Source organism: Streptomyces sp. BYX5S (assembly GCF_054724165.1).
In genome coordinates, this window is sequence record NZ_CM138829.1 from 143,980 (window position 1) to 166,747 (window position 22,768).

The window sequence follows — 22,768 nt, forward strand, 5'->3', positions numbered from 1 at the left end:
CCATGACGCGCCTCCGAGGACGCCCCGCCTAGCGTCGCCGCCATGTCCACGGTTGGAAGACCCACGCGCTTGCGCCCGATGGTCGTGCTGGCTGCGGTGCTCAGTCTCGTCTTCGGCACCCAGGCCCTCACGGCCCCTCTCGCGTTCGCCGACGACCCGCAGAGCTCGGTCGGCATCACCAAGACCAATGACACCGGTGGTGAGCCCCTGGAGCCGGGCGACGAGTTCATCTACACGATCAGCGGGCAGTGCTCGGGGCTGACCGTGGACTGCGTGAACTTCACGGTCACCGACACCCTGCCGGAAGGCCTGGAGGTGACCAGCCTTCCGAAGTCGGACAGCACGCGGGACGTCACCTACGACGAGTCGACGCGGCAGCTGACGATCGTCTACAAGCAGTCGCTCCAGAACCCGGCGGGCGAGACCGGGCTGCGCGCGGGCCAGGCGGGCTCCGTGGAGATCGGGATGCGGGTGCCCGCCGACATCCAGCTGGAGGACGGCACCACCATCACCAACACCGCGCAGGCCGACGCCGACAACGCGGACCCGAAGTCGTCCGACACGGACATCACGATCTCCATCCCGCGCGTGGTCAAGCCGGTCACGACCAAGACGTGGGAGGACGGTTCGGCGGTCGCGCAGAGCGGCGAGACGTCCACGATCACGCTGAACGTGCGCAACCAGTCCTCGTCGTCCGCCGAAGTGACCGAGCTGTCGGTGGCCGACACCACCGAGGACACCTTCGAGTACTTCGACTTCACCGGCGCCGAGGTCACCGCGTTCCCCAAGGGCGCCGACCAGGCGTACCTGGTGGTCACCACGGCCGACGGCACGCAGACCGGCGCCACCATCACCTCCCCCGGCGAGCTGCCGCTGCCGGACGGTGTGGACCCGGACGACGTGATCGGCTTCGAGGTCGTCTTCACCAACAGTGCCGGTGACCCGCTGCCGTACGACGAGAACCCCGGCACCGTCGAGGTCGGCATGAAGCTGCGGGACACCAAGCGCTCGGACGGCTCGGACCTCAAGCCCACCGACAAGATCACGGTCGACAACTGCGCGACGCCGACGGCCAAGGAGTCGACGGAGGGCGACGTCGACGGCGACCCGGCCTGCGACACCTACGACATCCTCCCGGACATCCTGGTCCTGGAGACCGGCAAGAAGTACTACGCGGACACCAACGGCGACTTCTCGCACGGCGGCAACGAGCACGCGGTGATCGGGGAGAACTCGCCGGTCAGCACCGAGGTCGACCTGACGAACAAGTCGCCGTTCAAGGTGAGCACGCTGACGATCACCGAGCCGGACGCGAACGCGACCAGCGAGTTCGACAAGCTCGACGTGGACAAGGTGCGGCTGCGCTTCCCCTCCGGCGCGACCGAGGCGAAGCTGACGGTCACCTGCGAGGACGGCACCACCCGCGAGGAGACATACACCGAGAACGCGACCTACGAGGTCCCCGCGGACTGCAAGCAGGTCTCCAAGGTCGAGGTCGTGTACTCGGGCGTCGACGGCGACGGCAACCCGTCCATCGCCGAAGGCGCCACCGCGGGACTCGACCTGCACGGCACCCTGACCGACGACGTCGACGCGCAGGACGTGGCCGACGGCGTCAGCAACTGCGCCGGGACGAAGGGCGACGCGGGCCGCGGCGACGGCAGCGGCACCGCCTCCGGCAGCGGCTGCGCCAACCTCGTCGTCGAGAACCCGAACGGCGGTGGTGACGGCGTCAAGACCGTCAGCCAGACCGACGTACCGCCGGGCCAGCCCATCGACATGCAGCTGAAGTTCACCAACACCGGCAACCTGCCGCTGAGCGACGTGGTCATCACCGACCCGGCCGCCGACGCCGACGGCAAGCCCAGCACCGCGAGCCCCTTCGACAAGCTGGAGATCACGTCCGTCTCCGTGTCCCCGTCCGACGCGCCGGTCACCCTCCAGGTGTACGACCCGGACACGGACGCCTGGGTCGACTACGAGGGCGTCGACGCCGACGTGCTCGCGCGGGCCACCGGCGTGCGCGCGCTCTACACCGACACGATGGCGCCGGGCGACAGCGTCACCATCAACGTCACCGGTGAGCGCCGCGAGGGCGTCGAGAACGGCGAGACGTTCCAGAACTGCTTCTCGGTCACCGGGAAGGACAGCCAGGGCGGTGACTTCGAGGGCGGCGACTGCAAGACCATGGAGACCGGCCCCGCCGCCGACGGCGCCTCCCTGAACAAGACCATCTCGCCCGGTGAGCTGCCCGAGTACGTCGCCGGACTGCCCCGCCAGCACGCCGACATGACGCTCACGGTGCGCAACACCGGCAACATGTCGGCCAAGTACCTGAAGATCACCGACCAGGACGAGGACTTCTTCGACGCCGTGGACCTCGTGTCCATCAAGTCGAACCAGATGCCGGCGGGCGCCAACCGCGTCCAGATCGACGCGTACGTGGACGGCGCGTGGGTCAACGGCACGCCGTCCTCCTCGGCGGCCCTGCCGTCCGGCGTCGACGCCGCCGACGTCACCGGGATCCGCGCCACGTACACCTCGACGAGCACCACCAACGACGGCTACGTGATCAAGCCGGAGTGCACGTCCAGCGGCTGCTCCGGCATCCTCGTCCTCGACGTGAGCCCGCGGCCCACCCTGCGCAGCAGCGGCGAGCCGATCCCGGACCACCTGGAGGACACCGCCACCGGCCAGTTCCTCACCAAGGTCGAGGACGAGGACAAGCCGCGGGACATCGACCCCGTGGACGCCACCCTCGACCTGGTCAAGGGCGACCCGAAGCTCGACGTCGACAAGACCCCGGACACCGTGCTCTCGCCCGGTGAGGACGCGCCCTTCTACCTGAAGGTCACCAACACCGGTACGGCGAACGTCCCGAACCTCGTCGTCAAGGACGACCTCCCCGAGGGCATCGCGTTCGACGACACCTTCGCCGGCGACGACGGACAGCCGTACAAAATCATCGACAAGAAGGAGCCGGACGGCACCGTCGCCATTCCGACGCCCGTCTTCTCGCGGACCACCGACGGCGACCGCGTCTCCGGCCTCACCTGGGACTTCTCCGAGGACGACGACGGCAAGGCGTGGAACTTCCCGCCCGGCGGCAGCTTCACCATCGAGATCCACGTGAAGCTCGAAGCGGGCATCCGCGCCGACGAGACCGTCACCAACACCATGGGCGCCACCTCGTCCGACCCCGACCTGGCCTGCGAGGACGCGAGCGAGGCCGAGGAGGACGGCGCGATGTTCGGCTCCGGCCTGTACTGCGTCGACGACGCGAAGCTCACCGCCAAGTCCGGCGCCGCCTTCACCGCCCGCAAGTGGGTGGCGGGCAACGACGCCCTCGGCTGGTACAACACCTCGACGAAGAAGACCGTCGCCGTGGGCGACGACTCGTGCCTGATGACGACCGACTCCACGGGCCGCCGCTACACCGCCAACCCGTGCGTCGCCCTCGTCAACCCCGGTGACCGGTACCACTACTTGATGCGGCTGCGGAACGCGGGCACCGAGGACGGCACCGACATGCGCATCGTCGACCGCTTCCCGGTCGCCGGTGACAAGGGCGTCGTCCTCGACCAGGACCGCGGCACCGCCTGGGACAAGCGGCCCACGCTCGCCTCCGAGCCGGCGCTCGACGGCTCCAGCCCCGGCGAGATGACCAACAAGTACGAGAACGACGAGCCGCTGTGCACCGACGACCTCGACATGGGCGGCGCCGGATCCAGCGCCGACCAGTGCCCCTCCGACACCTGGGACGACGCGTACAGCGCCAAGGCGCGCGGCGTCGAACTCGACCTCACCTTCCCCGACGAGCTGGAGCCCGGCGGCACCGTCGACATCACGTACGCGATGGACACCCCGCTCGACGTCACCCACAACGGCGACCCGACGATCGCCTGGAACTCCTACGCCCACAACGAGACCACCGACCGGAACGGCTCCCCGCGGGTGCTCCAGAAGAACGAGCCGATCCAGGTCGGAGTCGCCCTCGCCTACGGTGAGTTGAAGCTGGTCAAGCGGCTCGGCGAGCACCCCGACCGGCTGGACGAGGTGCTGCGGAAGGTGCCGTACCCGTTCCACGTCACCTGCACCATCGACCCACAGGGACGGCTGCCGCGCGTGGTCCTCGACGAGGACTACCGGGTGTCCGTGAACGACCCCGTCACCATCGAGGGCATCCCGGCGGGCGCCGAGTGCCGGATCTGGGAGACCTCGGCGCGCGGCGGGCAGACCGACCACACCAAGAGCGACCCGGTCGAGGTCACCATCAAGCCCAACATCGACACCGAGGTGCCGCAGTCCGCGCGGATCACCAACACGTACCGGTTCGGCGCGCTCCAGCTCCTCAAGGAGACCGACGGCGACGCCGCCGGGTACGCCGAGGGCCGCACGTTCGGTGTCGACGTCTCCTGCGCCCTGCCGGACGCCTCCGGCGCGGCCAGTGACCGCATCCTGCACCGGACGTACGAGGTGACGGCCGGTGAGCCCGTCACCATCAGGCCGCTGCCGGTGAACACCCGGTGCTGGGCCGAGGAGGTGGACACCGGGGGCGCCGCGAAGGCGACCGTCGACCACGGGTCCGCCGACGACCCGGCCGTCGTCACGACGGGCGACGCGCCGGAACAGGCGGCCATCACGGTGACCAACACCTTCCCGGCCGCCGACCTCACGGTCCGCAAGCACGTCGTCAACGGGGGCGCGGGGCCGTACGACTTCACGCTCGCCTGCACCACGGACCAGGGTGACGTGGCCCTGGCCGGGGACGACAGCGCCTTCCGGCTGAAGGACGGCGAGGAGCGCACGGTCAGCGTCCCCGAGGGCGCCACCTGCACGGTCACCGAGACGAACGTGCCCTCCGGGGACACGGTGACGTACGAGGCGTCCGACGACGGGTCCGACGGGGAGGTCCGGGTGGACGGGGCGGCCACGGTCGACGTGACGAACACCTTCCCCGAGGACGGCGGCACGGACGGTGGCGGTACCGGCGGCCACGACGGCGGCGGTCACCTCGCGGACACGGGGTTCCGTGACTGGACGCTGCTCGGGGTGCTGTTCATGGTGCTGGCGCTCGCGGCCGGGTTCACGGTGCGGAGGATGGCGCGCCGGAACCGTGCGTGAGCGGTAGCGCGTGTGAGCGGTAGCGCGTGCGGGCGGCGGCCCCCGGACGAGTACGACTCGTCCGGGGGCCGCCGGCTTTTGCGCCGGCTTTTACGCCGGGTTTTCAGGGGCGCCCGCGGTGATGAGGGCCATACTTGGCGGACAGGGTTCGTGTCTACGCTGCCCCGGTGGACGACAGACCTCAGGAGACCGGGGCCCGCGGCCGGGCCGACGTGCACGCCGTGCTGCGCCGCCTCGCCGACGTGCTGGAACCGCGGCCGGTGTGGTGCGGGCCGGACGACGGTGAACTCCACGACGTCGTCATCGCCGAACCCGGCGACGCCCTCGACGGTCTGACCGGCGCCCTCGTGCTCGCGGTCGGCGCCCGGGAGGCCGAGGCGGCCGCCATGGTCACCGCGGCCGGCGCCGCGGGCGCGGTCGCGCTCGCCGTACGGGTCGACGGCGACGGGCTGCCCCGGGCGGTGCGCGCGGCGGCGCAGGACGCCGGGATCGCCGTCGTCGGTCTGCCGCGCGGGCTGCGCTGGGACCGCGCCGAGGCCGAGATACGCGCCGTACTGGCCGCGCCCACCGGCGAGTTCGCGCCGGGCCGCAGCGGCGACCTGTTCTCCCTCGCCCAGACCGTGGCCACGCTCACGCACGGCCTGGTCAGCCTGGAGGACGGCGCCCACCGCGTCCTCGCCTACGCCGGACCCGTCGACGAGGCCGACGAACTGCGCCGCGCCACCATCCTCGGCCGCAGCTGCCCCGAGCCGTACCTGGCGCTGCTGCGCGGCCTCGGCGTCCACCAGCGGGTCCGGGCCGGCGACGAGGTCGTCACCGTCGACGCGCAGCCGGACCTCGGGGCGCGCCGCCGCCTCGTCGTCGGCGTCAACGCCGGACGCCGTCCCCTCGGCACGATCTGGGTGCAGGAGGGCGACCGGCCGCTCGCCGACCGGGCGCCCCAGATGCTGCGGGGCGCCGCCCGGCTCGCCGCGCTGCAACTCGTCGACCACTACTTCCAGGGCGACGCGGGGGCCCGGCTCGCCTCCCGCGAGGAGCTCAGCCACGGCCTGCTCACCGGCCGCTTCGACGCCGCCGCGCTCGCCGCCCACCTCGGCATCGCCCCGGCGGCAGGGGCCGACATCGTCGCCGTCGACCTGCGCGAACCCGCCGAGGGCGGCGACGCGGTACGGGCCGACGCGCGGCGGGCGGAGGCGGCGGGGATCGTCTCCGTGCATGTGGCGGCGCACCGGGAGAACGCGCTGGTGGCGCAGGCCTGCGGGCAGATCTACGCGGTGCTGCCCACGCCGCCGCCGTCCTCTCCGTCCGCGTCCTCGTCCGTGCCCGCGCCCGGGTCGGCTGCCGCGTCCGCGCCCCTGCCCTCGTCCCCGTCCCCGTCCCCGTCGGCGTACGAGAGCGAGGCCCCGCTGCTCCGCTGGGCCGACGAACTGGTGGCGACGCTGCGCCGCCTCACCGGCACCCCGGTGCAGGCCGCTCTCGCGGGGCGCGCCGACCGGCTCTCCGACGTGCCCGCCGTCAAGCTCCGCGGCCACCGCGCCCTGCAACTCCTCGCCCGCACGCCCGAGGCGACCGTCGGCACCCACACCCGGCTCGCCCCCGCGCTGCTCGTCCGCGACACCCTGGAGCTCCTCGACCGCTCCCCGGAGCTGCGCTTCCCCACGGTGGCCGCCCTCGTCGCCCGCGACCGCGAACAGGGCACCGACCTGGCCCGCTCCCTGCTGCTCTACCTCGACGCGTTCGGCGACGTCGGCGCGGTCGCCAAGCGCCTCAACGTGCACCCCAACACCCTGCGCTACCGGGTCCGCAGGGCGGTCGCCCTGACCGGCCTCGACCTCGACGACCCCGAGCACCGCCTCGCCGCGACGCTCCAGCTCCGCCTGGACCTGGACGCCCGCGAACTCACCGACCCGGCCTTCCCCGGCGCCTGACCGGCACGTGGCACGGCGCCCGCGGCGGAACCTTGTCGACGCGGACACCCCGGGGCCCGTAGCGCTGTCCGAGCGGACAACGGGAGGACCGGCCCCGTCGGCTTAGGTTCACACCCAGTTCGCATGCGCATTCCGCGACGCCGTCCCCTGCTCCTCGTTGCCCCTTTCCGGGAGGCCGCCCCATGCCTTCGTCCACCCCGTCCGCCACCACGGACGACACCACCACGGCCACGCCGCCGGCCGGCATGCGCCGGATCGCCACCGCGAGCTTCATCGGCACAGCCATCGAGTTCTACGACTACTACATCTACGGAACCGCCGCCGCGCTCGTCCTCAACGAGGCCTTCTTCCCCGAACTCTCGGAAGCGGCGGGCACGCTGGCCACGCTCTCCACCTTCGCCGTGGGCTTCGCGGCCCGCCCGCTGGGCGCCGCGATCTTCGGCCACTTCGGCGACCGCGTCGGCCGCAAGGCCGTCCTCGTCGTCTCCCTGCTCATGATGGGCCTGTCGACGGGCCTCATCGGCCTGCTCCCCGGCTACGACACGCTCGGCGTGATGGCGCCGGTCCTGCTGGTCCTGCTCCGCCTGATCCAGGGCCTCGGCCTCGGCGGCGAATGGGGCGGCGCGGCCCTCCTCGCCGTGGAGCACGCCCCGAAGGGCAAACGCGGCCTGTACGCCTCCGCGCCCCAAATGGGCTCCCCCGTCGGCTACTTCGCCGCCACCCTCACGTTCCTCGTCATGTCCTCGCTCCTGGACGACGCGTCCTTCGAGAGCTGGGGCTGGCGCATTCCGTTCCTGCTCTCCTTCGTCCTGGTCGCGGTGGGCCTCGTCATCCGCCTGAAGATCGCCGAGACGCCGGCCTTCGCGAAGGTCACCGCGCAGCAGGAGACCGCCAAGGCGCCGCTCGCCGAGGCCTTCCGCAAGCACCCCAAGGAGATGCTGCTCGGCGCGGGCATGATCACCGTCGTCTACGTGATGTTCTACACGGCGGCCACGTACTGCATGACGTACACGACCGGCGACCTGGGCATCCCCAAGAACGACATGCTGCTCCTGACGCTCGTCGCGGTCACGGTCCTGGGCATCTCCACGTACGCGGTGGGCCGCTGGTCGGACAAGGTCGGCCGCCGAAAGCTCATCATCGGCGGCGCGGCGTTCGGCGTCGTCTGGGGCGCGGTCCTCTTCCCGCTCCTCGACACCCGCAACTACGTCCTGATCGCCGTCGCCCTGAGCGGCGCGCTGCTCTGCATGGGCATCATCTACGGCCCGGCGGGCGCCTACATGCCCGAACTCTTCGCCACGCGCCTGCGCTACTCCGGCGCCGGTTTCTCCTACAACCTCGGCGGCGTCCTCGGCGGCGCGGCGGCCCCCCTCGTGGTCACGGCCCTCGCCGAGAACTACAGCGCCTCGGTGGGCGGCTGGTTCATGAGCGGCATGGCGCTGCTGTCCCTGCTCTGCATCCTGGCCCTGCCGGAGACGAAGAGCCGCGACCTCGACACGATCTGAGCACGCGCAGGTCCCCGGGCCGCTGTCGGCGGCCCGGGGCATCTCAATGTCCGAAGTCAAGCTGAATCGGGGCTGGTTCGCTGGGGTTCCTATCCGTCTCCGGGGCTTAGGCTGGGGGCAGCAGCCCTCAGCGCCTCCTGGCGTATCGCAGAGGGGCTATCCCGCAGCAGAGCGAGCCTGTGGCGCATCAAGGACGCCGGGCTCACCCTTCCACTCCCGCGGAAGGTCGCCGACAGTCCGGCCGGTCCCTCGGGGCAACTTCGAGGCCGGGCAGGACCGCGCCCCCGGCCGCCTGGAGGGAATGCTCCGGTGGTCTGCTCGGGGGAGGGCAGAAGCACTCGGAAGGGGCATGCGGCCGCCGTTGCGAACGGCGGCCGCCGCCCGTCCCTGCCGGAGTCAGGCGGCGGCACGTACCGGTGGGCTGATCGTGAACAGGCGTTTGTCCCGCAGCATGGCCCACAACACGTCGACCCTGCGCCGGGCCAGGGACAGGACGGCCTGGATGTGGATCAAGCCCTCGGCACGCTTCTTGCGGTAGTAGACCTGCGAGGGGCCGGGCATGCGCATCGCGGTGAGGGCCGACATGTAGAGCACCCGACGCAGACGTCGGCTGTAGTTCTTGGGCCGGTGCAGGTTGCCGCTCTTACGTCCGGAATCACGCGGCATCGGCGCGAGCCCGGCATGGGCAGCGAGGTGGCCGGCGTCCCGGTGCAGTGACATGTCGCCAACGATCGCCAGCAGTTCGGCACCGAGGATGGGCCCCATGCCCGGCATCGACTCGATGATCGCCGCCCGTTCATCGGTGCGGAACAGGGCGGTGATCTCGCGATCGTTCTTCTTGACCCGCTCGTCCAGTTCCAGGATGCGGCACGCCAGCTCCCGGACCAGACGGGCCGCTAGCGTCTCGCCCGGCAGCACGGCGTGCTGGGCCCCGGCAGCCTCCACCGCGCGCTCGGCGAAACTGGCCGCCTCGCGGACCGACCGGCGGGCGAGCCAGGCCGTCAGGCGTTTCACGCCGATGCGGCGGATGGCGGTCGGCGTCTGGTAGCCCGTCATCAGGATCAGCCCCGGCCGTTTCCGGTAGTCGAAGGCGTTCTCCAGGGCCGGAGAGATACCGACCAGCACCTCGTGCAGGCGGTTGATCAATCGCACTCGTTCGTGGATGAGATCCTGGCGATAACCGACCAGCAGCTGGAGCCCGTTCGTCAGTTCCACCGAGGGTTCGATGGGCCGGAAGTCCCGTCGCATCCGCGCGAGATCGGCGATGATCCGGGCGTCCTTCGCGTCGGTCTTGCCCTCGCCTCGGTAGGCCCCCGACATGCGATTGACCGTCTTGCCGGGGATGTAGACCACCGGCTGTTCCTGGGCCAGCAGATGAGCCAGCAGCAGGGCGGCGGGGCGGCTCGTGATGTCCACGGCCCACCGGACCTCGTCCGCCATCGGTAAGACGGCGTTGATCAGCGTCAGGATGTCGTCCTCGTCGTTCAAGACCTTCCTGGACAGCAGCCGTTCACCGTCGGCGCCCACGGCGAGGGCCCAGTGGTGGCCCTTGCCGACGTCGACGCCGACCCATATCCGTTGTGCTTCCGTGCTCACGCTGTGCCCCTGCCCCTTGGACCTCTACTTCTGTGGTCCGAGGGACACCCCGCTGTCGAAGCCTTAGTCAGCGATGGGCCGCAACTCTCAATCAGCAGTCAGAGCGTCCAAGGGAACCGGGCGGCCATGCCCCGGGAGCCATGTGCGGCACTTTCGTCATCAGCCACACCCGGTTCCCCCGGACCACAACCACCTTGCCCGATCCATTCCCTTGGGACCACGACTTCGGTTCTAAGGCTTTCGCGTTCCCGGACGGGGATCAGCCGCACTCGCACGCGGACTCGGCCGCGCTCTTGCCGAGGGTCCCGGCGTCCGCCTTCACGACGTAGACCTCCCAGGGCTCCTGCCCGGGGCCGTGCACCCACACCTTGTCCTGGAGGGCGTAGCAGCACGAGGTGTCGTTCTCCTCGAAGGTCGCGAGGCCGGCGCTCCTGAGCCGGTCGGTGGCGGCGACGACCTGGTCCGTCGATTCGACCTCGACGCCGAGGTGGTCGAGCCGGGTGTCCTGGCCGGGCTCACCCTCGATGAGGACGAGCTTCAGCGGGGGCTCGGCGACGGCGAAGTTGGCGTAGCCCTCGCGCCGCTTGGCCGGTTCGGTGCCGAACAGCTTCGAGTAGAAGGTGATCGACGCTTCCAGGTCGCTGACACGCAGGGCGAGCTGTGCGCGGGACATGACGGTCCTCCGATGTTCTTGCATCGATATCTGTCGATACAACATTGCGCCGGAGATAGATGGCTGTCAATATAGAAGCATGTCGAATCAAGAACTGGTGGTGCTGGGCCAGTCTGGCGCGGACGCAGACGCCGACGCGGACGCCGGCGCGGGCGGCGACGCGTGCTGCCCCGGCCTGCTGGCCTCGCCGCTGGACGAGGCCCAGTCCGTCGAACTGGCCAAGGTCTTCAAGGCACTCGGCGATCCGGTGCGCCTGCGCCTGCTGTCGATGATCGCCTCCCAGGCGGGCGGCGAGGTCTGCGTGTGCGACCTGACCCCGGCTTTCGACCTCTCCCAGCCGACGATCTCGCACCACCTCAAGCTGCTGCGCGAGGCCGGCCTGATCGACTGCGAGCGACGCGGCACCTGGGTCTACTACTGGCTCCTGCCCGAGACGACCGACCGCCTCGCGGGCGTCCTGACCCGCCCGGCCGGTGCCGCCTCATGAGCGACAGCACACCCGAGCAGGGCGTGGCCGGGCGGCTGTCGTTCCTGGACCGCTACCTGGCCGTGTGGATCCTCGCCGCGATGGCGGTCGGCCTCGGCCTGGGCCGCCTGGTCCCGGGCCTGGGCGACGCGCTGGCCACGGTGACCGTCAGCGGGGTGTCCCTGCCGATCGCGCTGGGCCTGCTCGTGATGATGTACCCGGTGCTCGCCAAGGTCCGCTACGACCGTCTCGACACGGTGACCCGCGACCGCCGCCTGCTGCTCCCCTCACTCCTGCTGAACTGGATCGTCGGCCCGGCGCTGATGTTCGCGCTGGCCTGGCTGTTCCTGCCGGACCTGCCCGAGTACCGCACGGGCCTGATCATCGTGGGGCTCGCGCGCTGCATCGCCATGGTCATCATCTGGAACGACCTGGCCTGCGGGCACCGCGAGGCGGCGGCGGTCCTGGTCGCCCTCAACTCGGTGTTCCAGGTGATCGCTTTCTCCGCGCTCGGCTGGTTCTACCTCCAGGTCCTGCCGGGCTGGCTCGGCCTGGAACAGACCGGCCTGGACGTGTCGGTGTGGGAGATCGCCCGCAGCGTGCTGATCTTCCTGGGCATCCCGCTCGCCGCCGGATACCTGACCCGCCGCATCGGCGAGAGGACCAGGGGCCGCGCCTGGTACGAGGCGGAACTGCTGCCGCGCATCGGCCCGTTCGCCCTGTACGGCCTCCTCTTCACCATCGTCGTCCTCTTCGCGCTCCAGGGCGACACCATCACGTCGCGGCCCGCCGACGTCCTCCGCATCGCGCTGCCGCTCCTCGTCTACTTCGCCCTCATGTGGACCGGATCCCTGGCACTGGGCCGGGCGGTCGGCCTCGACCACCCGCGCGCGACCACACTCGCGTTCACGGCCGCGGGCAACAACTTCGAGCTGGCCATCGCCGTGTGCATCGCCACCTTCGGCGCCTCCTCCGGGCAGGCGCTCGCCGGGGTGGTCGGCCCACTGATCGAGGTGCCCGTCCTCATCGCCCTGGTCTACGTGGCGTTGCACGCGCGCCGCTGGTTCCCCACCCTGGAGGTCACCCGTGTCTGACACCGCGCCCCCGCCGCCGTCGGTGCTGTTCGTCTGCGTCCACAACGCCGGACGCTCCCAGATGGCGGCGGCGTTCCTCACCCACCTCGCCGGTGACCGCGTCCAGGCCCGCTCGGCGGGCTCGGCCCCCGCCGACACGGTCAACCCCGCCGTGGTGGAGGCCCTCGCCGAGGTCGGCATCGACATCGCCGCCGAGTCCCCCAAGCTCCTCACCGCGGACGCCGTCCAGGCCTCCGACGTCGTCATCACGATGGGCTGCGGCGACACCTGCCCCGTCTTCCCCGGCAAGCGCTACCTCGACTGGCAACTCCCCGACCCGGCAGGCCAGGGCATCGCCGCCGTCCGCCCCATCCGCGACGAGATCGAACGCCGCGTCCGCACCCTCCTCACGGCCCTGACACCCTGACACCCTGACATCCTGACCCTCTGACGAAGGCGGCGTGCGATGACCTACGGCTACATCGGCTCGATGAGGACCCGACCCGGCAAGCGCGACGAGGTGGTCGCGATCCTGCTCTCCGGAGCCGCGAGCCTCGAAGCGCACGGCTGCCGCAGCTACGTGGTGGGCCTGGCCACCGACGACCCGGACACGATCGTCGTCACCGAGGTGTGGGAATCCAAGGAACACCACGACGCGTCCCTGCGACTCCCCGAGGCCAAAGAGGCGATCACCTCCGCCATGCCCCTGCTCACGGGCGAGTTCACCAGCCGCGAATCAACCGTCGCGGGCGGCCTCGGAGCGTGAGCGCATCCGCACGACCTGGCAGGGCCGTCAGCCAAGGCCCGGTGAGGGCGATGCGGTGCGCGGACGGTGGGTCCGGACGTCGACCGGGCGTCCGTCGGGATCGAGAGCCGTCATCGTCCACTGGGCGGGCAATGTCTCGATCTGTCCGACGGACCACCCGGCACCCAGGATGCGTGCGCGCACCTCCCACAGTTCCGCGTACGCCGCGACACGCAGACCCCATCCCGCATTGGCGAGGGGATCGAGCCCGGTGGCGGGGACGGCAGCGGTTTCGACGACCATCAGATGGTCGTTGCCGCCGACGTCCAGGACCGCGACCCGCGGATCCGCCGGCGGGCGGCCCGCAGTTCAGCGGACTCACTCGACGGCGTTCCCGGCCGCCTTCCGTGGTCGATGTCGTCCTGCCGCAGCCACTTCGACAACGTGACGGGATGGATCCCCAGCTCGACCGCGGTCTGCTTGGCCTGCTTGCCGGCACGGACCAGCGCGATGGCACGTGCCCGGAACTCCGGAGGATAGAGACGAGGCATGACTGCCAGCCTTCCGCGAAGGGCCGTCAGTTAGCCACCAGAACTGGAACCCAGGACCTGGGGCAGGTCATCTGAACTGGCTTGCCCTGTGGGGCGGGTGACGAGATCTACGGGCAGCTGGGCCCCTGACCTGCGAGGGAGCGCCTCAACGACCCCTCGGTGCGGCCGACTTCACACCTGCCGTTCCCCGTGGTTCTCCGGTCGACCTGGCACGGTCATGGCACGGGCCTCGTTACTGGCCCGGGTCCGGGTCGATGAGTTCAGCTGCTACCTGGCGAGCATGGTCGGCACGGCGTTGAAAGGCCTCGGCCTGTTCTGGATGCACCCGGGCGAGCCGCGCGTACTCGTGGGCCAGTGCCTCATGAGTGGTACGGAGGTAGGCCGTGTTCGACGCGCGCTGCTGCCACAGGCGGAGAGCTCTGGCTTCCAGGGATTCCCGTTTTGTGGGTCCGTGCCTTGTCTCGCGCTGTCGGGAGCTCTCCACCTCACCGTCGATGGTGCGCTGTTCGCGGTCGTCGCGCTCATCGGCACGCCGTAACGCGGCTTCACTGCGATCAAGCCGAGCCTGGCTGGCGTCCACCAGCGCCCGAGCCCGGTTGATTGCCTGGTACGAGCGGTCTCGCGGGTTCGAGGTCGGCAGTCCGATGCGATGGGCCAGTCGATCCAGCCTCTTCTCCCACACAGCGAGCTGCTCCGCTCGCTCGTCAGCCATGCGCTCGCGCTCGTCAGCGGTGTGCTCGCGCTCGTCAGCCCTGCGTTCTCGCTCGTCAGCCCTGCGTTCTCGCTCGTCCACAGCGTTTACGAGGGCGTCATCGGGGCCTGACGGATCGGTGCCCATGCTTGGCAGTATGCACCCGTGCGATGGCGTTTGGGTGCCGCGCTACTTTCTTGCCGCCCGCTCCCCTCTCAGCACACCACCCAACCCCAGCCAACGACGTGCCCGCACTCGTCAGCGCGACGCCCGGCCCCCGGTGCTCGCCTCATGATCCCGGCCTGACCACTTGTGGGCGCGCGTCGGCGCAGCGCCCGTAGCGCGGGCCGAAGGCATGAGCGCGAAGGGCGGCGGAGCAGGTGCTTGATGAGGTGGAGAAACCTGTATCAACCGCTGATTCCTGGGCGGTTGGAGTGCCGCGTGCACGCGACCTGATCGGGACCAGGGCCGGCTCGGAAGGAACTGAGGCTGTTGTCAGCTGGTGGGGAGAAAGGTCAGCAACTGCTGGCGGTCGGCCGGCTGCTGGTAGTGCACACCGGTCATCCCGAGCGGGTTCGGCCACCCCCACCCGGGCGCTGCTGATGACACGGTCGGCGAGGTTCGCCAGCCCCATCGACTCAAGATCACTTTCCAGCTCCAGGGTCGCGTTGGTCACCAGGATCAGGGGCGTAGGCCGCCGCAGCGGTGGTGCCCTCGGGCACTCCCGTGGCGCGTTCCGGCTCGGTCGGCGGAGCCATGCCGCAGAAGCGGATCACGTTGTCGAGTTCGCACAGCACCGCGTCGAAGAGCCTGCTGGCCTTAGTCACCGGCCGGGCAGCCGTCGGAGAGTTCGCAAGGCTCGTCGGTCCGCCGTGGTGCGGAAGCCGGATGGTCAGGCTTCTGGCACGGATCTGGCACGCGACGACTGAGCGCATCCGCACAGCAAAAAGGCCCGGGTCTCTGACCTGGGCCTTAGCGGTGGAGCGGGTGACGAGAATCGAACTCGCGCTCTAAGCTTGGGAAGCTTATGTTCTACCATTAAACTACACCCGCGCAGTACGGCCGTTGAAGCAATCCGTACTGGCGGACACTGTACCCCATGCCGGGCCCCGGGCGCTCATGCCCCGGGGCCCGGCTGCGTTGGGCGGGGTGGAAGTGACTGCGGGTGAAGGGAGTTGAAGCGTACGGTGGGGGCTCCGGCCGAGGACGATTCTTTGCGGGGTGCCGCCTGGATCGACGTCCCTTTCATCCCGTAATGTTGCGCTTCGTCGTCGGTCAGGAAACTGGCCCAATGGCTCCGTGGGGAAGGGACTCCGGGACTTGATGGACTCGATGGACCGCACCGTCGTCCGATGTGCCGAAGGGCACGTCTTCAGCACCGCTTCGTTCCCGATGCAGCAGGCCGACCGACTCGGTCCAAGCCGGCTCATTCGGTGTCCGCGTTGCGCGCGACTTCGGCATGCCGTCCCTGTGGGACCGGACGAGCGATAGGGCGTCCGAGCAAGAAAGCAGTACCAGCGACACCACCTGCGGGCCCGCCACGCGCTCCGACCGAATGGCCGGATTGTGGCGGGCCCGCACGCACTGCGTATCCTCGCTACGTGCTTCTCTCAGACAAGGACATCCGGGCCGAGATCGACGCCGGACGGGTACGAATCGATCCCTACGACGAGTCGATGGTGCAGCCGTCGAGCATCGATGTGCGGCTCGACCGCTACTTCCGGGTGTTCGAGAACCACAAGTACCCGCACATCGACCCGAGCGTCGAGCAGAGCGACCTGACGCGGCTCGTGGAGCCCGAGGGCGACGAGCCGTTCATCCTGCACCCCGGCGAGTTCGTGCTCGCGTCGACGTACGAGGTCATCTCCCTGCCCGAGGATCTCGCCTCGCGCCTGGAGGGCAAGAGCTCGCTGGGCCGCCTCGGCCTCGTCACGCACTCGACCGCCGGGTTCATCGACCCCGGCTTCAGCGGCCACGTGACGCTGGAGCTGTCGAACCTCGCGACGCTCCCCATCAAGCTGTGGCCCGGCATGAAGATCGGCCAGCTGTGCATGTTCCGGCTGTCGTCACCCGCCGAGTTCCCGTACGGCAGTGAGCGCTACGGTTCGCGTTACCAGGGACAGCGCGGGCCCACCGCCTCCCGTTCCTACCTCAACTTCCATCGGACCCAGGTGTGAGCAGCAGCGACATGAGTGACGTCAGCCCCGAGCGCGAGAACCTTACGTACGAGAAGTTCGGCGTCGCCATGCGCGAGCTCGCGCAGACCATCGCCGACGACGGCTACCGGCCCGACATCATCCTGAGCATCGCGCGCGGCGGCGTCTTCGTCGCCGGCGGCCTCGGATACGCGCTGGATGTAAAGAACATCCACCTCGTGAACGTGGAGTTCTACACCGGTGTGGGGACCACGCTGGAGATGCCGGTCATGCTCGCGCCCGTCCCGAACGCCATCGACTTCAGCGACAAGAAGGTGCTGATCACCGACGACGTCGCGGACACCGGCAAGACGCTGAAGCTCGTCCACGACTTCTGCCTCGACACCGTGGCCGAGGTCCGCTCGGCGGTCGTCTATGAGAAGTCCCACTCGCTCGTGAAGTGCGAGTACGTGTGGAAGCGCACGGACGACTGGATCAACTTCCCGTGGAGCGTCGAACCGCCCGTCGTGCGGCGCGACGGTCAGGTGCTCGACGCCTGAGCACACGCGACGAAAGCGCGACGAACGACGGAAGGCGGGGCCCCTCGGGGCCCCGCCTTCCGTCTTTCAGAAACCGCTAGAACGTGCCCAGCTTGATGATCGACAGCAGTGCGATCAGCTGGATCGCCGAGGCGGCGAGGGCCTTCGGCCAGGGGAGGTCGTGGGACTTGGAGACCATCGTGGTCAGCAGGGCGCCCGCCGCGACCCAGGTCGCCCAGCCGATGACCTGGACGAACATCGCGTCGCCGCCGAGGAACATGCCGAAGAGCAGACGCGGGGTGTCGGTGAGCGCGGCGATCAGCATGGACAGGCCGACCGTGGGCTGCCACGCGCCGTTGCCGCCGAGCTGGCGGGCCAGGGTGTGGGTGACGACGCCGAGCACGAAGAAGCTGAGCGTGATCGCGACGCCGGTCGTCAGGACGTAGGGGATCGCCGAGGACAGCGTGGCGTTGATGACGTCCTCGCGGGCGCCGTCGAAGCCGAAGATGGCGAGCAGCCCGTAGAGGAACGTGACGATCAGGGCGGGGCCCCACATCGCGTAGTCCCGCATCTGGAGGTACGTGGGGGCCGGGCGCAGGACGATCCCGGACAGCAGCTGCTTCCAGTGCAGGCGGGGGCCGACGGGGCCGGCGGGGGCGTCACCCGCCTGGTAGGTGTTGCCCTGCGTGTACGCGTACGGGTCCTCGCCGGGGTTCACGGAGAACGCCTGGGTGTGGCCGGGGTTGTTGGCGGCGTACGGGTCGTGTCCGCCGTGCGCGCGGGGCGCGTTCGGGTCCCCGAAGTACTCCGGCTCACCGTGTCCGCCGTTCGGCTGCGGCCACTGCTGCTGTTGCTGCTGCCCGTACCCGTACTGCTGCTGAGGGGGCCCGTACGGAGGGTGCCCCTGCGGCGCTTCGCGGTTGTCCCGGCCGCGTCCGTTCCTGAATCCAGCCACGTACTCGAACGTACCTGGTTTCCAGGGGTGTCATGCCGGGCCCGAGGGGTCGGGCCCGGCTTTGCGGCTGAGCTGTGACATCCCGTAAGGGATCCCCCCGAGGGGGGAGACGTCAGGGGGTGAGGGCGTTTCCGAGGCCGCTCTCGCCGGTCAGGCCGAGGGCGGGGGCGCAGATGTAGAAGGAGTTGGTCACGGAGGTGCCGTGGGCGTTCCAGGTGCAGCCCGAGCCGTTCTCGTTGGCGACGCCGACGGTGAGGTCGGCCCTGCCGTCCCGGTTGTTGTCGCTGAGGCTGACCGTCTGACCGAACATGTCGGTCTTCTCGGCGGCTCCGGAGACTCCGCTGGTGTCCTCGTTGAGAGAGCGGGCCCCGGTCCCGGTGAGGCCGTCGGCGGAGCCGCGCAGGACGATGACGGCGCCCGCGTAGTAGGCGCTGCCGATGCCCTCGCCGGGTACGCCGACCACGACGTCGCCGTAGCCGTCCTTGTCGGTGTCGCCCGCGGCGAGGGAGAGGCCGAACCGGTCGTCCGCCTCGCCAGCTCCGGGCACGCCGGCGGTGTCCTGGTCGATGCGTACGGGGGTCTGCTCGGGGTCGATGCCGGCGGGGCCGCCGCGCCAGACGGTGATCTGGCCGCCGAGGTGGCCGCCGGGCTTGTCGGCGGTGGGGTCGTCGTAGTCGCCGAGGACGAGGTCGCCGTATCCGTCGCCGTCGGTGTCGGTGATGGCGCCCGCGGTGCCGTCGGCGTGGGTGAGTTCGGTGCGGGTGAGCTGGCCGCCCGTGTAGTTGTCCACGTATACGGCGCCGCCGGGGTCGTTGGTGGAGCGGCCCGGCAGCATGACGCGCTCTTCGGCGGCGTCGCCGTCGAGGTTGCCGGTCACGGCGCCCTGCATGGTGCCGAAGCGGGAGTCGCGGGCGGCGCGCGCGGGGGTCCCGGTGCGGGTGAAGGGGCCGGAGAAGTGCTGGGCGGAGCAGCGTGATCCGACGGTGAGGTCGGGTGCGCCGTCGCCGTCGGCGTCGCCGGTGGTGATGTTCTCGCCGAAGTAGCAGTTGTCGTCGGGGACGGACGCGGGCTTGATGGTGGCGCCGGAGCCGAGGCCGCCGGAGCCGCCCCAGACGACGGTGATGCTGCCGCGGCCCGGGTCGGTGTCGACGGCCTCGCCGGAGGCGCCGACGAGCAGGTCGGCGTAGCCGTCGCGGTCGAGGTCGGCGGTGGCGAGGGAGGAGGCGAACAGGTCGCCGGTCTCGGGGGTGCCCGGGATGCCGGAGGTGGCCTGGGTGATGACCTTGTGCCGGGAGGCGCTGATGCCGGACGAGGAGCCGTAGAACACGGTGACCGCGCCCGCCACGTGATGGCCGGAGACGGTGGCGGCGGAGTCGGCGACGGCCACGTCGCGGTATCCGTCGCCGTTGAAGTCGCCGCGCAGGCCGGAGGGGGCGGCGTGGGCGGGGGCGGTGAGGCCGAGGGGGAGCGCGGTCAGGGCGGCCGTGGCGATGAGGAGGGTGCGTCGACGCATGGGTGCGGGTTCTTGCCTTTGGCTGGTGGGGCGGAGGTGCGGGCGCGGGGCCGTGGGGTGCGGCCCCGCGCCGTGAACGCGACTGCTACGGGCGTCAGTTGGCCGCGTTCACGCCGAACATCGGGTAGCCGTCCGTGCTGACGCCGGCGGCCGTGGTGGAGATGCCGCGGGAGCCGGTCGTGGTGATCTTGGTGCCGTCGGACGGGAGGTAGGTCAGGGCGCCGTTGCCGTCGTTCTCGCCGTACGCGCCGACGGTGAGGTCCGCCTTGCCGTCGTGGTTGGTGTCGGTGAGCTTCACCTCGCCGCCGAAGAAGTCGTCCTTCTCGTCGTTGCCGGGCACGCCGGCGGTGGACTGGGCGAGGAACTGGGCGCCGGAGGTGGTGTTCAGGCCGTCGGGGGAGCCGTAGAGGACGGTGACGGAACCGGTGTTCACGACGCCGTTCAGGTTCTCGCCGGAGGCGCCGACGGCCACGTCCGCGTAGCCGTCGCCGTTGATGTCGCCGAGGGAGAGCTCGCCGCCGAACCAGTCGCCGCGCTCGGAGCCGCCGGGCACGTTGCCGGTGTCCTGGTCGATGTCGGTGACGTAGGCCGGGCCGTCGGTGGAGCCGTACGTGACGTGGACCTGGCCGCCGGTCACGGACTCGGGCACCGAGGGGAACTCGTCCGTGGACTTCGCCGGGTCCCAGTCCTGGCCGGTGACGATGTCGCCGAAGCCGTCGCCGTTGACGTCGCCCACGCCGGTGATGACGCCGCGCTTGAGCTGCTTGGCGCCGGACATGGTCAGGCCGGAGGCGGAGCCGGGCACGTAGTAGTTGGTGTTCCAGCCGTAGTCGCCGGTGGTCTCGTAGCCGTTGACGACGAGGTCGCTCCTGCCGTCGCCGTTGACGTCGCCCGCGTAGAGGCTGATCGGGCCGGCCTCGCCGCCGCTCATGATGTTCGGCTTGACCGTGTAACGGCCGCCCGCCGTGCCGGACTTGGTGAGCCCGCCCTTGTAGACGTGGACGGTGGCGCCGGACGCGCCGACGGCGAGGTCCTCGACGCCGTCGCCGTCGAAGTCGCCCGCGGCCAGGGAGCGGCCCCAGCGGTCGTGGCCGCTGGGCGAGGGGTCGGCCAGCGTGGTGCCGCCGGACAGGCCGCTCGCGGAGCCCCACAGGAGGGCGACGGTGCCGCCGTCGGCGTCGGTGCCGACCTTCTCGTGCGGGGCGGAGACGGCGAGGTCGTCGTAGCCGTCGTGGTTGAAGTCGCCGTACGCGCTGACCGCGCCGAAGGCGTCGTTGGCCTCGGCGCTGCCCGGGATCCCGGTGGTGTTCTGGCTGATGGTGGTGCGCTTGGTCGACGTGATGCCGCTGGCCGAGCCGTACAGGGCGACGATGTCCCCGGCGCCCTTGTGGCCCGATACGGTCGCGTTGACGGCGGAGAACGCCACGTCGCCGTAGCCGTCGCCGTTGAAGTCGGCCTCGTTGTGCGTCATGGCGTCGGCGGCGCCCGCCGAACCCGCGGACACGGCGAGCAGCCCGCCGGTCAGCGCGGCCGCGGTGGCGGTCGCGGTGGCGAGGCGGATGCGCGTCGGGGAGGGGGCGGGGGTGCGTCTGTGCTTGCCCATTCGGGTGGCTCCTGAGGATGTGGAAGAAGGCAGGGGTGGGTGGCGGGCCCGCCGGGTTCGTATCGGTGGCCGCGCCGGGGTTCAGTCCGTGAAGTTGGCGCCCAGGCGGGGGGTGCCGGTGGCGGAGATGCCGAGCGTCGAGGTGTAGAGGCCGGAGGAGGCGGCGAGGGTGCCGGTGGCGGTGAACCGGACCGGGTACACGGCGCCGTTGGAGCCGTTCTCGCCCGCCGCACCGATGTACGCCTCGTCGCGGCCGTCGCCGTTGAGGTCGTCCAGGTGGACGTCGGAGCCGAAGAAGTCCTTCGCCTCGTTGCTGTTGGGCACGTAGGCGTTGTTCTGCTCCAGGAACACCGAGCCCTGGCCGGTGATGCCGGTGCCGTCCGCCTTGCCGTACAGCACCCACGCGGCGCCGGTGTTGCTGCCGCCGGTCAGGTCCTCGTCGGGCGCCCCGACCACGAGGTCGAGGTGGCCGTCGCCGTTGACGTCGCCGAGGTCGAGTTCGGAGCCGAAGTGGTCCTCGGCCTCGCTGCCGCCGGCCAGGCCCGCGGTCTCCTGCGTGATCGTGGTGCGGGTGGCGGCGGGGCCCGCGCCGCTGCCCTTGATGATCTGGACGGCGCCGGCGTTGCTCTTGCTGTTGCTGTCCGCCCAGTGGTTGCCGACGACGATGTCGTCGTAACCGTCGCCGTTGGTGTCGCCGAGGTCGGTGATGACGCCGGACGGCAGACGGACGGCCCCGGAGGTGCTGGGGCCCGAGGACGTGCCCGGGAGCCAGAAGTTGGCGTTGGTGCTGTCGTCCGTCGCGTAGCCGTTGACGATCAGGTCGTCCTTGCCGTCGCCGTCGGCGTCACCCGAGTGCAGGTTCCAGACGCCGGCGCCGGTGTCGCTGATGACCGGGACCGTGAGGGTCCTGTGGCCGCTCGGGCCGCCGGAGCGGCTGGTGGCGCCGGTGAACACGTCGACGGTGTCCTTGTTCTGGGCCCCGATCGCGAGGTCGGCCCTGCCGTCGCCGTTGAAGTCGCCCGCTTCGATCGGGCCGCCGAAGCCGTCGTGCGCGGTGGGGCGCGGGTCGTCGATCGTCGTGCCGCCCTGGAGGCCGTTCGGGGAGCCCCACAGGATGGCGGCGGTGCCGCCGTTGCCGTCGGAGCCGACGTCCTCGCCCGGGGCGGCGACCGCCAGGTCGTCGTAGCCGTCGTTGTCGAAGTCGCCGTACGCGGAGTCCGCGCCGAAGTAGTCGTCGTTCTCGGCGGAGCCGGGCACGCCCGTCGTGTTCTGGCTGATGGTGGCGGTGCGGAGGCCGGTCGCCCCGCCGTACATGACGACGATCTGGCCGGCTGCCTTGTGGCCGGCGACGGCGGCGTGGGAGGCGCTGACCGCCGTGTCGCCGATGCCGTCGCCGTTGAAGTCCGCGTCGGACTGGGCGGTGTCCGAGACCGTCGCGGCGGCGGTGCCGGCGGAGAGCGTGAGCAGCCCGCCCGTCACGGCCGCCGCCGCGACGGTCGCCGTGGCGAGCCGGACGCGGGTCGGCGACGGGGCGGGTCTGCGCTTGTGTTTCGCCATGTGGTGGCTCCTGCGGCAAGGGAATGTCTGGCGGACATCCCGTCAACGGGGTGCCGAATACCGGGCGTTCGCCTGGAGTTGTCCTGAGCATGGCTCGTCGTTCGGCGAACAGGA

Annotated in this window: 17 protein-coding genes, 1 tRNA gene and 1 pseudogene; 9 read left to right on the forward strand and 10 right to left on the reverse strand. The window is 70.6% G+C overall.

What is annotated here, in order from left to right:
- Positions 1–42 precede the first annotated feature (42 nt).
- The 3 genes from ACYBSK_RS00650 to ACYBSK_RS00660 all read left to right on the forward strand — a co-directional run bounded on the left by ACYBSK_RS00650 (position 43) and on the right by ACYBSK_RS00660 (position 8,557).
- On the forward strand, positions 43–5,124 hold the full coding sequence (locus ACYBSK_RS00650; RefSeq protein ID WP_460244819.1) for a DUF5979 domain-containing protein: 5,082 nt from the start codon (positions 43–45) through the stop codon (positions 5,122–5,124).
- Positions 5,125–5,291: 167 nt separating this feature from the next.
- Complete coding sequence (locus tag ACYBSK_RS00655; protein ID WP_460244820.1) at positions 5,292–7,052, forward strand: PucR family transcriptional regulator; 1,761 nt, start codon at positions 5,292–5,294, stop codon at positions 7,050–7,052.
- 182 nt (positions 7,053–7,234) lie between these two features.
- Positions 7,235–8,557, forward strand: a complete 1,323-nt coding sequence (locus ACYBSK_RS00660; protein WP_460244821.1) for an MFS transporter — start codon at positions 7,235–7,237, stop codon at positions 8,555–8,557.
- A gap of 396 nt (positions 8,558–8,953) precedes the next feature.
- Here the strand turns inward: ACYBSK_RS00660 and ACYBSK_RS00665 are convergent, their stop codons facing one another.
- Complete coding sequence (locus ACYBSK_RS00665; RefSeq protein WP_460244822.1) at positions 8,954–10,153, reverse strand: IS110 family RNA-guided transposase; 1,200 nt, start codon at positions 10,151–10,153, stop codon at positions 8,954–8,956.
- A gap of 259 nt (positions 10,154–10,412) precedes the next feature.
- Complete coding sequence (locus ACYBSK_RS00670; protein ID WP_460244823.1) at positions 10,413–10,826, reverse strand: ArsI/CadI family heavy metal resistance metalloenzyme; 414 nt, start codon at positions 10,824–10,826, stop codon at positions 10,413–10,415.
- 79 nt (positions 10,827–10,905) lie between these two features.
- On the opposite strand from ACYBSK_RS00670, the gene ACYBSK_RS00675 reads away from it, so the two are divergent.
- From ACYBSK_RS00675 to ACYBSK_RS00690, 4 genes are read left to right on the forward strand one after another with little or no spacing between them, the layout of a single operon-like run.
- Positions 10,906–11,313 carry an ArsR/SmtB family transcription factor gene (locus tag ACYBSK_RS00675; RefSeq protein ID WP_460244824.1) on the forward strand — a complete coding sequence of 136 codons (408 nt, stop codon included), beginning with the start codon at positions 10,906–10,908 and terminating at the stop codon, positions 11,311–11,313.
- On the forward strand, positions 11,310–12,386 hold the full coding sequence (gene arsB / locus ACYBSK_RS00680; protein WP_457474837.1) for an ACR3 family arsenite efflux transporter: 1,077 nt from the start codon (positions 11,310–11,312) through the stop codon (positions 12,384–12,386). The genes ACYBSK_RS00675 and arsB overlap by 4 nt, the downstream gene beginning before the upstream one ends.
- Positions 12,379–12,792: an arsenate reductase ArsC gene (locus ACYBSK_RS00685; protein ID WP_460244825.1), complete on the forward strand. Its 414-nt coding sequence runs from the start codon at positions 12,379–12,381 to the stop codon at positions 12,790–12,792. Before arsB ends, ACYBSK_RS00685 begins: the two co-directional genes overlap by 8 nt.
- Before the next feature lie 39 nt (positions 12,793–12,831).
- Complete coding sequence (locus ACYBSK_RS00690; RefSeq protein ID WP_460244826.1) at positions 12,832–13,131, forward strand: putative quinol monooxygenase; 300 nt, start codon at positions 12,832–12,834, stop codon at positions 13,129–13,131.
- A gap of 27 nt (positions 13,132–13,158) precedes the next feature.
- Here ACYBSK_RS00690 and ACYBSK_RS00695 read toward each other — a convergent pair whose 3' ends face one another.
- The 4 genes and pseudogenes from ACYBSK_RS00695 to ACYBSK_RS00710 form a co-directional block, all read right to left on the reverse strand.
- Entirely contained in the window at positions 13,159–13,413 is a 255-nt protein-coding gene (locus tag ACYBSK_RS00695; RefSeq protein WP_460244827.1) for a hypothetical protein, read from the reverse strand.
- 38 nt (positions 13,414–13,451) lie between these two features.
- Positions 13,452–13,661, reverse strand: a pseudogene (locus tag ACYBSK_RS00700) (transposase); the annotation flags it as partial.
- Between the two features lie 232 nt (positions 13,662–13,893).
- Entirely contained in the window at positions 13,894–14,499 is a 606-nt protein-coding gene (locus tag ACYBSK_RS00705) for a hypothetical protein (protein ID WP_460244828.1), read from the reverse strand.
- 832 nt (positions 14,500–15,331) lie between these two features.
- Positions 15,332–15,405, reverse strand: a tRNA-Gly gene (locus ACYBSK_RS00710).
- A gap of 548 nt (positions 15,406–15,953) precedes the next feature.
- On the opposite strand from ACYBSK_RS00710, the gene dcd reads away from it, so the two are divergent.
- Positions 15,954–16,529: a dCTP deaminase gene (dcd, locus tag ACYBSK_RS00715; protein WP_457474842.1), complete on the forward strand. Its 576-nt coding sequence runs from the start codon at positions 15,954–15,956 to the stop codon at positions 16,527–16,529.
- An 11-nt stretch (positions 16,530–16,540) separates the two neighbouring features.
- Positions 16,541–17,047: a phosphoribosyltransferase gene (locus ACYBSK_RS00720; RefSeq protein WP_457474843.1), complete on the forward strand. Its 507-nt coding sequence runs from the start codon at positions 16,541–16,543 to the stop codon at positions 17,045–17,047.
- A gap of 76 nt (positions 17,048–17,123) precedes the next feature.
- Here ACYBSK_RS00720 and ACYBSK_RS00725 read toward each other — a convergent pair whose 3' ends face one another.
- The 4 genes from ACYBSK_RS00725 to ACYBSK_RS00740 all read right to left on the reverse strand — a co-directional run bounded on the left by ACYBSK_RS00725 (position 17,124) and on the right by ACYBSK_RS00740 (position 22,654).
- Complete coding sequence (locus tag ACYBSK_RS00725; protein ID WP_457474844.1) at positions 17,124–17,981, reverse strand: Yip1 family protein; 858 nt, start codon at positions 17,979–17,981, stop codon at positions 17,124–17,126.
- Positions 17,982–18,093: 112 nt separating this feature from the next.
- The gene (locus tag ACYBSK_RS00730) at positions 18,094–19,494 is read right to left on the reverse strand and encodes a VCBS repeat-containing protein (RefSeq protein WP_457474845.1); all 1,401 of its coding nucleotides are present in this window, start codon (positions 19,492–19,494) and stop codon (positions 18,094–18,096) included.
- Positions 19,495–19,588: 94 nt separating this feature from the next.
- The gene (locus ACYBSK_RS00735) at positions 19,589–21,097 is read right to left on the reverse strand and encodes an FG-GAP and VCBS repeat-containing protein (RefSeq protein WP_460244829.1); all 1,509 of its coding nucleotides are present in this window, start codon (positions 21,095–21,097) and stop codon (positions 19,589–19,591) included.
- 81 nt (positions 21,098–21,178) lie between these two features.
- Entirely contained in the window at positions 21,179–22,654 is a 1,476-nt protein-coding gene (locus tag ACYBSK_RS00740; RefSeq protein WP_457474847.1) for an FG-GAP repeat protein, read from the reverse strand.
- Positions 22,655–22,768: the final 114 nt, after the last annotated feature.

Bases quoted from the DNA above. Each gene is read 5' to 3' on its own strand.
- ACYBSK_RS00650 (WP_460244819.1), top strand. From the start codon at position 43: ATGTCCACGGTTGGAAGACCCACGCGCTTGCGCCCGATGGTCGTGCTG.
- ACYBSK_RS00670 (WP_460244823.1), bottom strand. From the start codon at position 10,826: ATGTCCCGCGCACAGCTCGCCCTGCGTGTCAGCGACCTGGAAGCGTCG.
- ACYBSK_RS00720 (WP_457474843.1), top strand. From the start codon at position 16,541: ATGAGTGACGTCAGCCCCGAGCGCGAGAACCTTACGTACGAGAAGTTC.
- ACYBSK_RS00740 (WP_457474847.1), bottom strand. From the start codon at position 22,654: ATGGCGAAACACAAGCGCAGACCCGCCCCGTCGCCGACCCGCGTCCGG.
- ACYBSK_RS00690 (WP_460244826.1), top strand. From the start codon at position 12,832: ATGACCTACGGCTACATCGGCTCGATGAGGACCCGACCCGGCAAGCGC.
- ACYBSK_RS00675 (WP_460244824.1), top strand. From the start codon at position 10,906: ATGTCGAATCAAGAACTGGTGGTGCTGGGCCAGTCTGGCGCGGACGCA.
- ACYBSK_RS00695 (WP_460244827.1), bottom strand. From the start codon at position 13,413: ATGGTCGTCGAAACCGCTGCCGTCCCCGCCACCGGGCTCGATCCCCTC.
- ACYBSK_RS00735 (WP_460244829.1), bottom strand. From the start codon at position 21,097: ATGGGCAAGCACAGACGCACCCCCGCCCCCTCCCCGACGCGCATCCGC.
- ACYBSK_RS00705 (WP_460244828.1), bottom strand. From the start codon at position 14,499: ATGGGCACCGATCCGTCAGGCCCCGATGACGCCCTCGTAAACGCTGTG.
- ACYBSK_RS00660 (WP_460244821.1), top strand. From the start codon at position 7,235: ATGCCTTCGTCCACCCCGTCCGCCACCACGGACGACACCACCACGGCC.
- ACYBSK_RS00730 (WP_457474845.1), bottom strand. From the start codon at position 19,494: ATGCGTCGACGCACCCTCCTCATCGCCACGGCCGCCCTGACCGCGCTC.
- arsB (WP_457474837.1), top strand. From the start codon at position 11,310: ATGAGCGACAGCACACCCGAGCAGGGCGTGGCCGGGCGGCTGTCGTTC.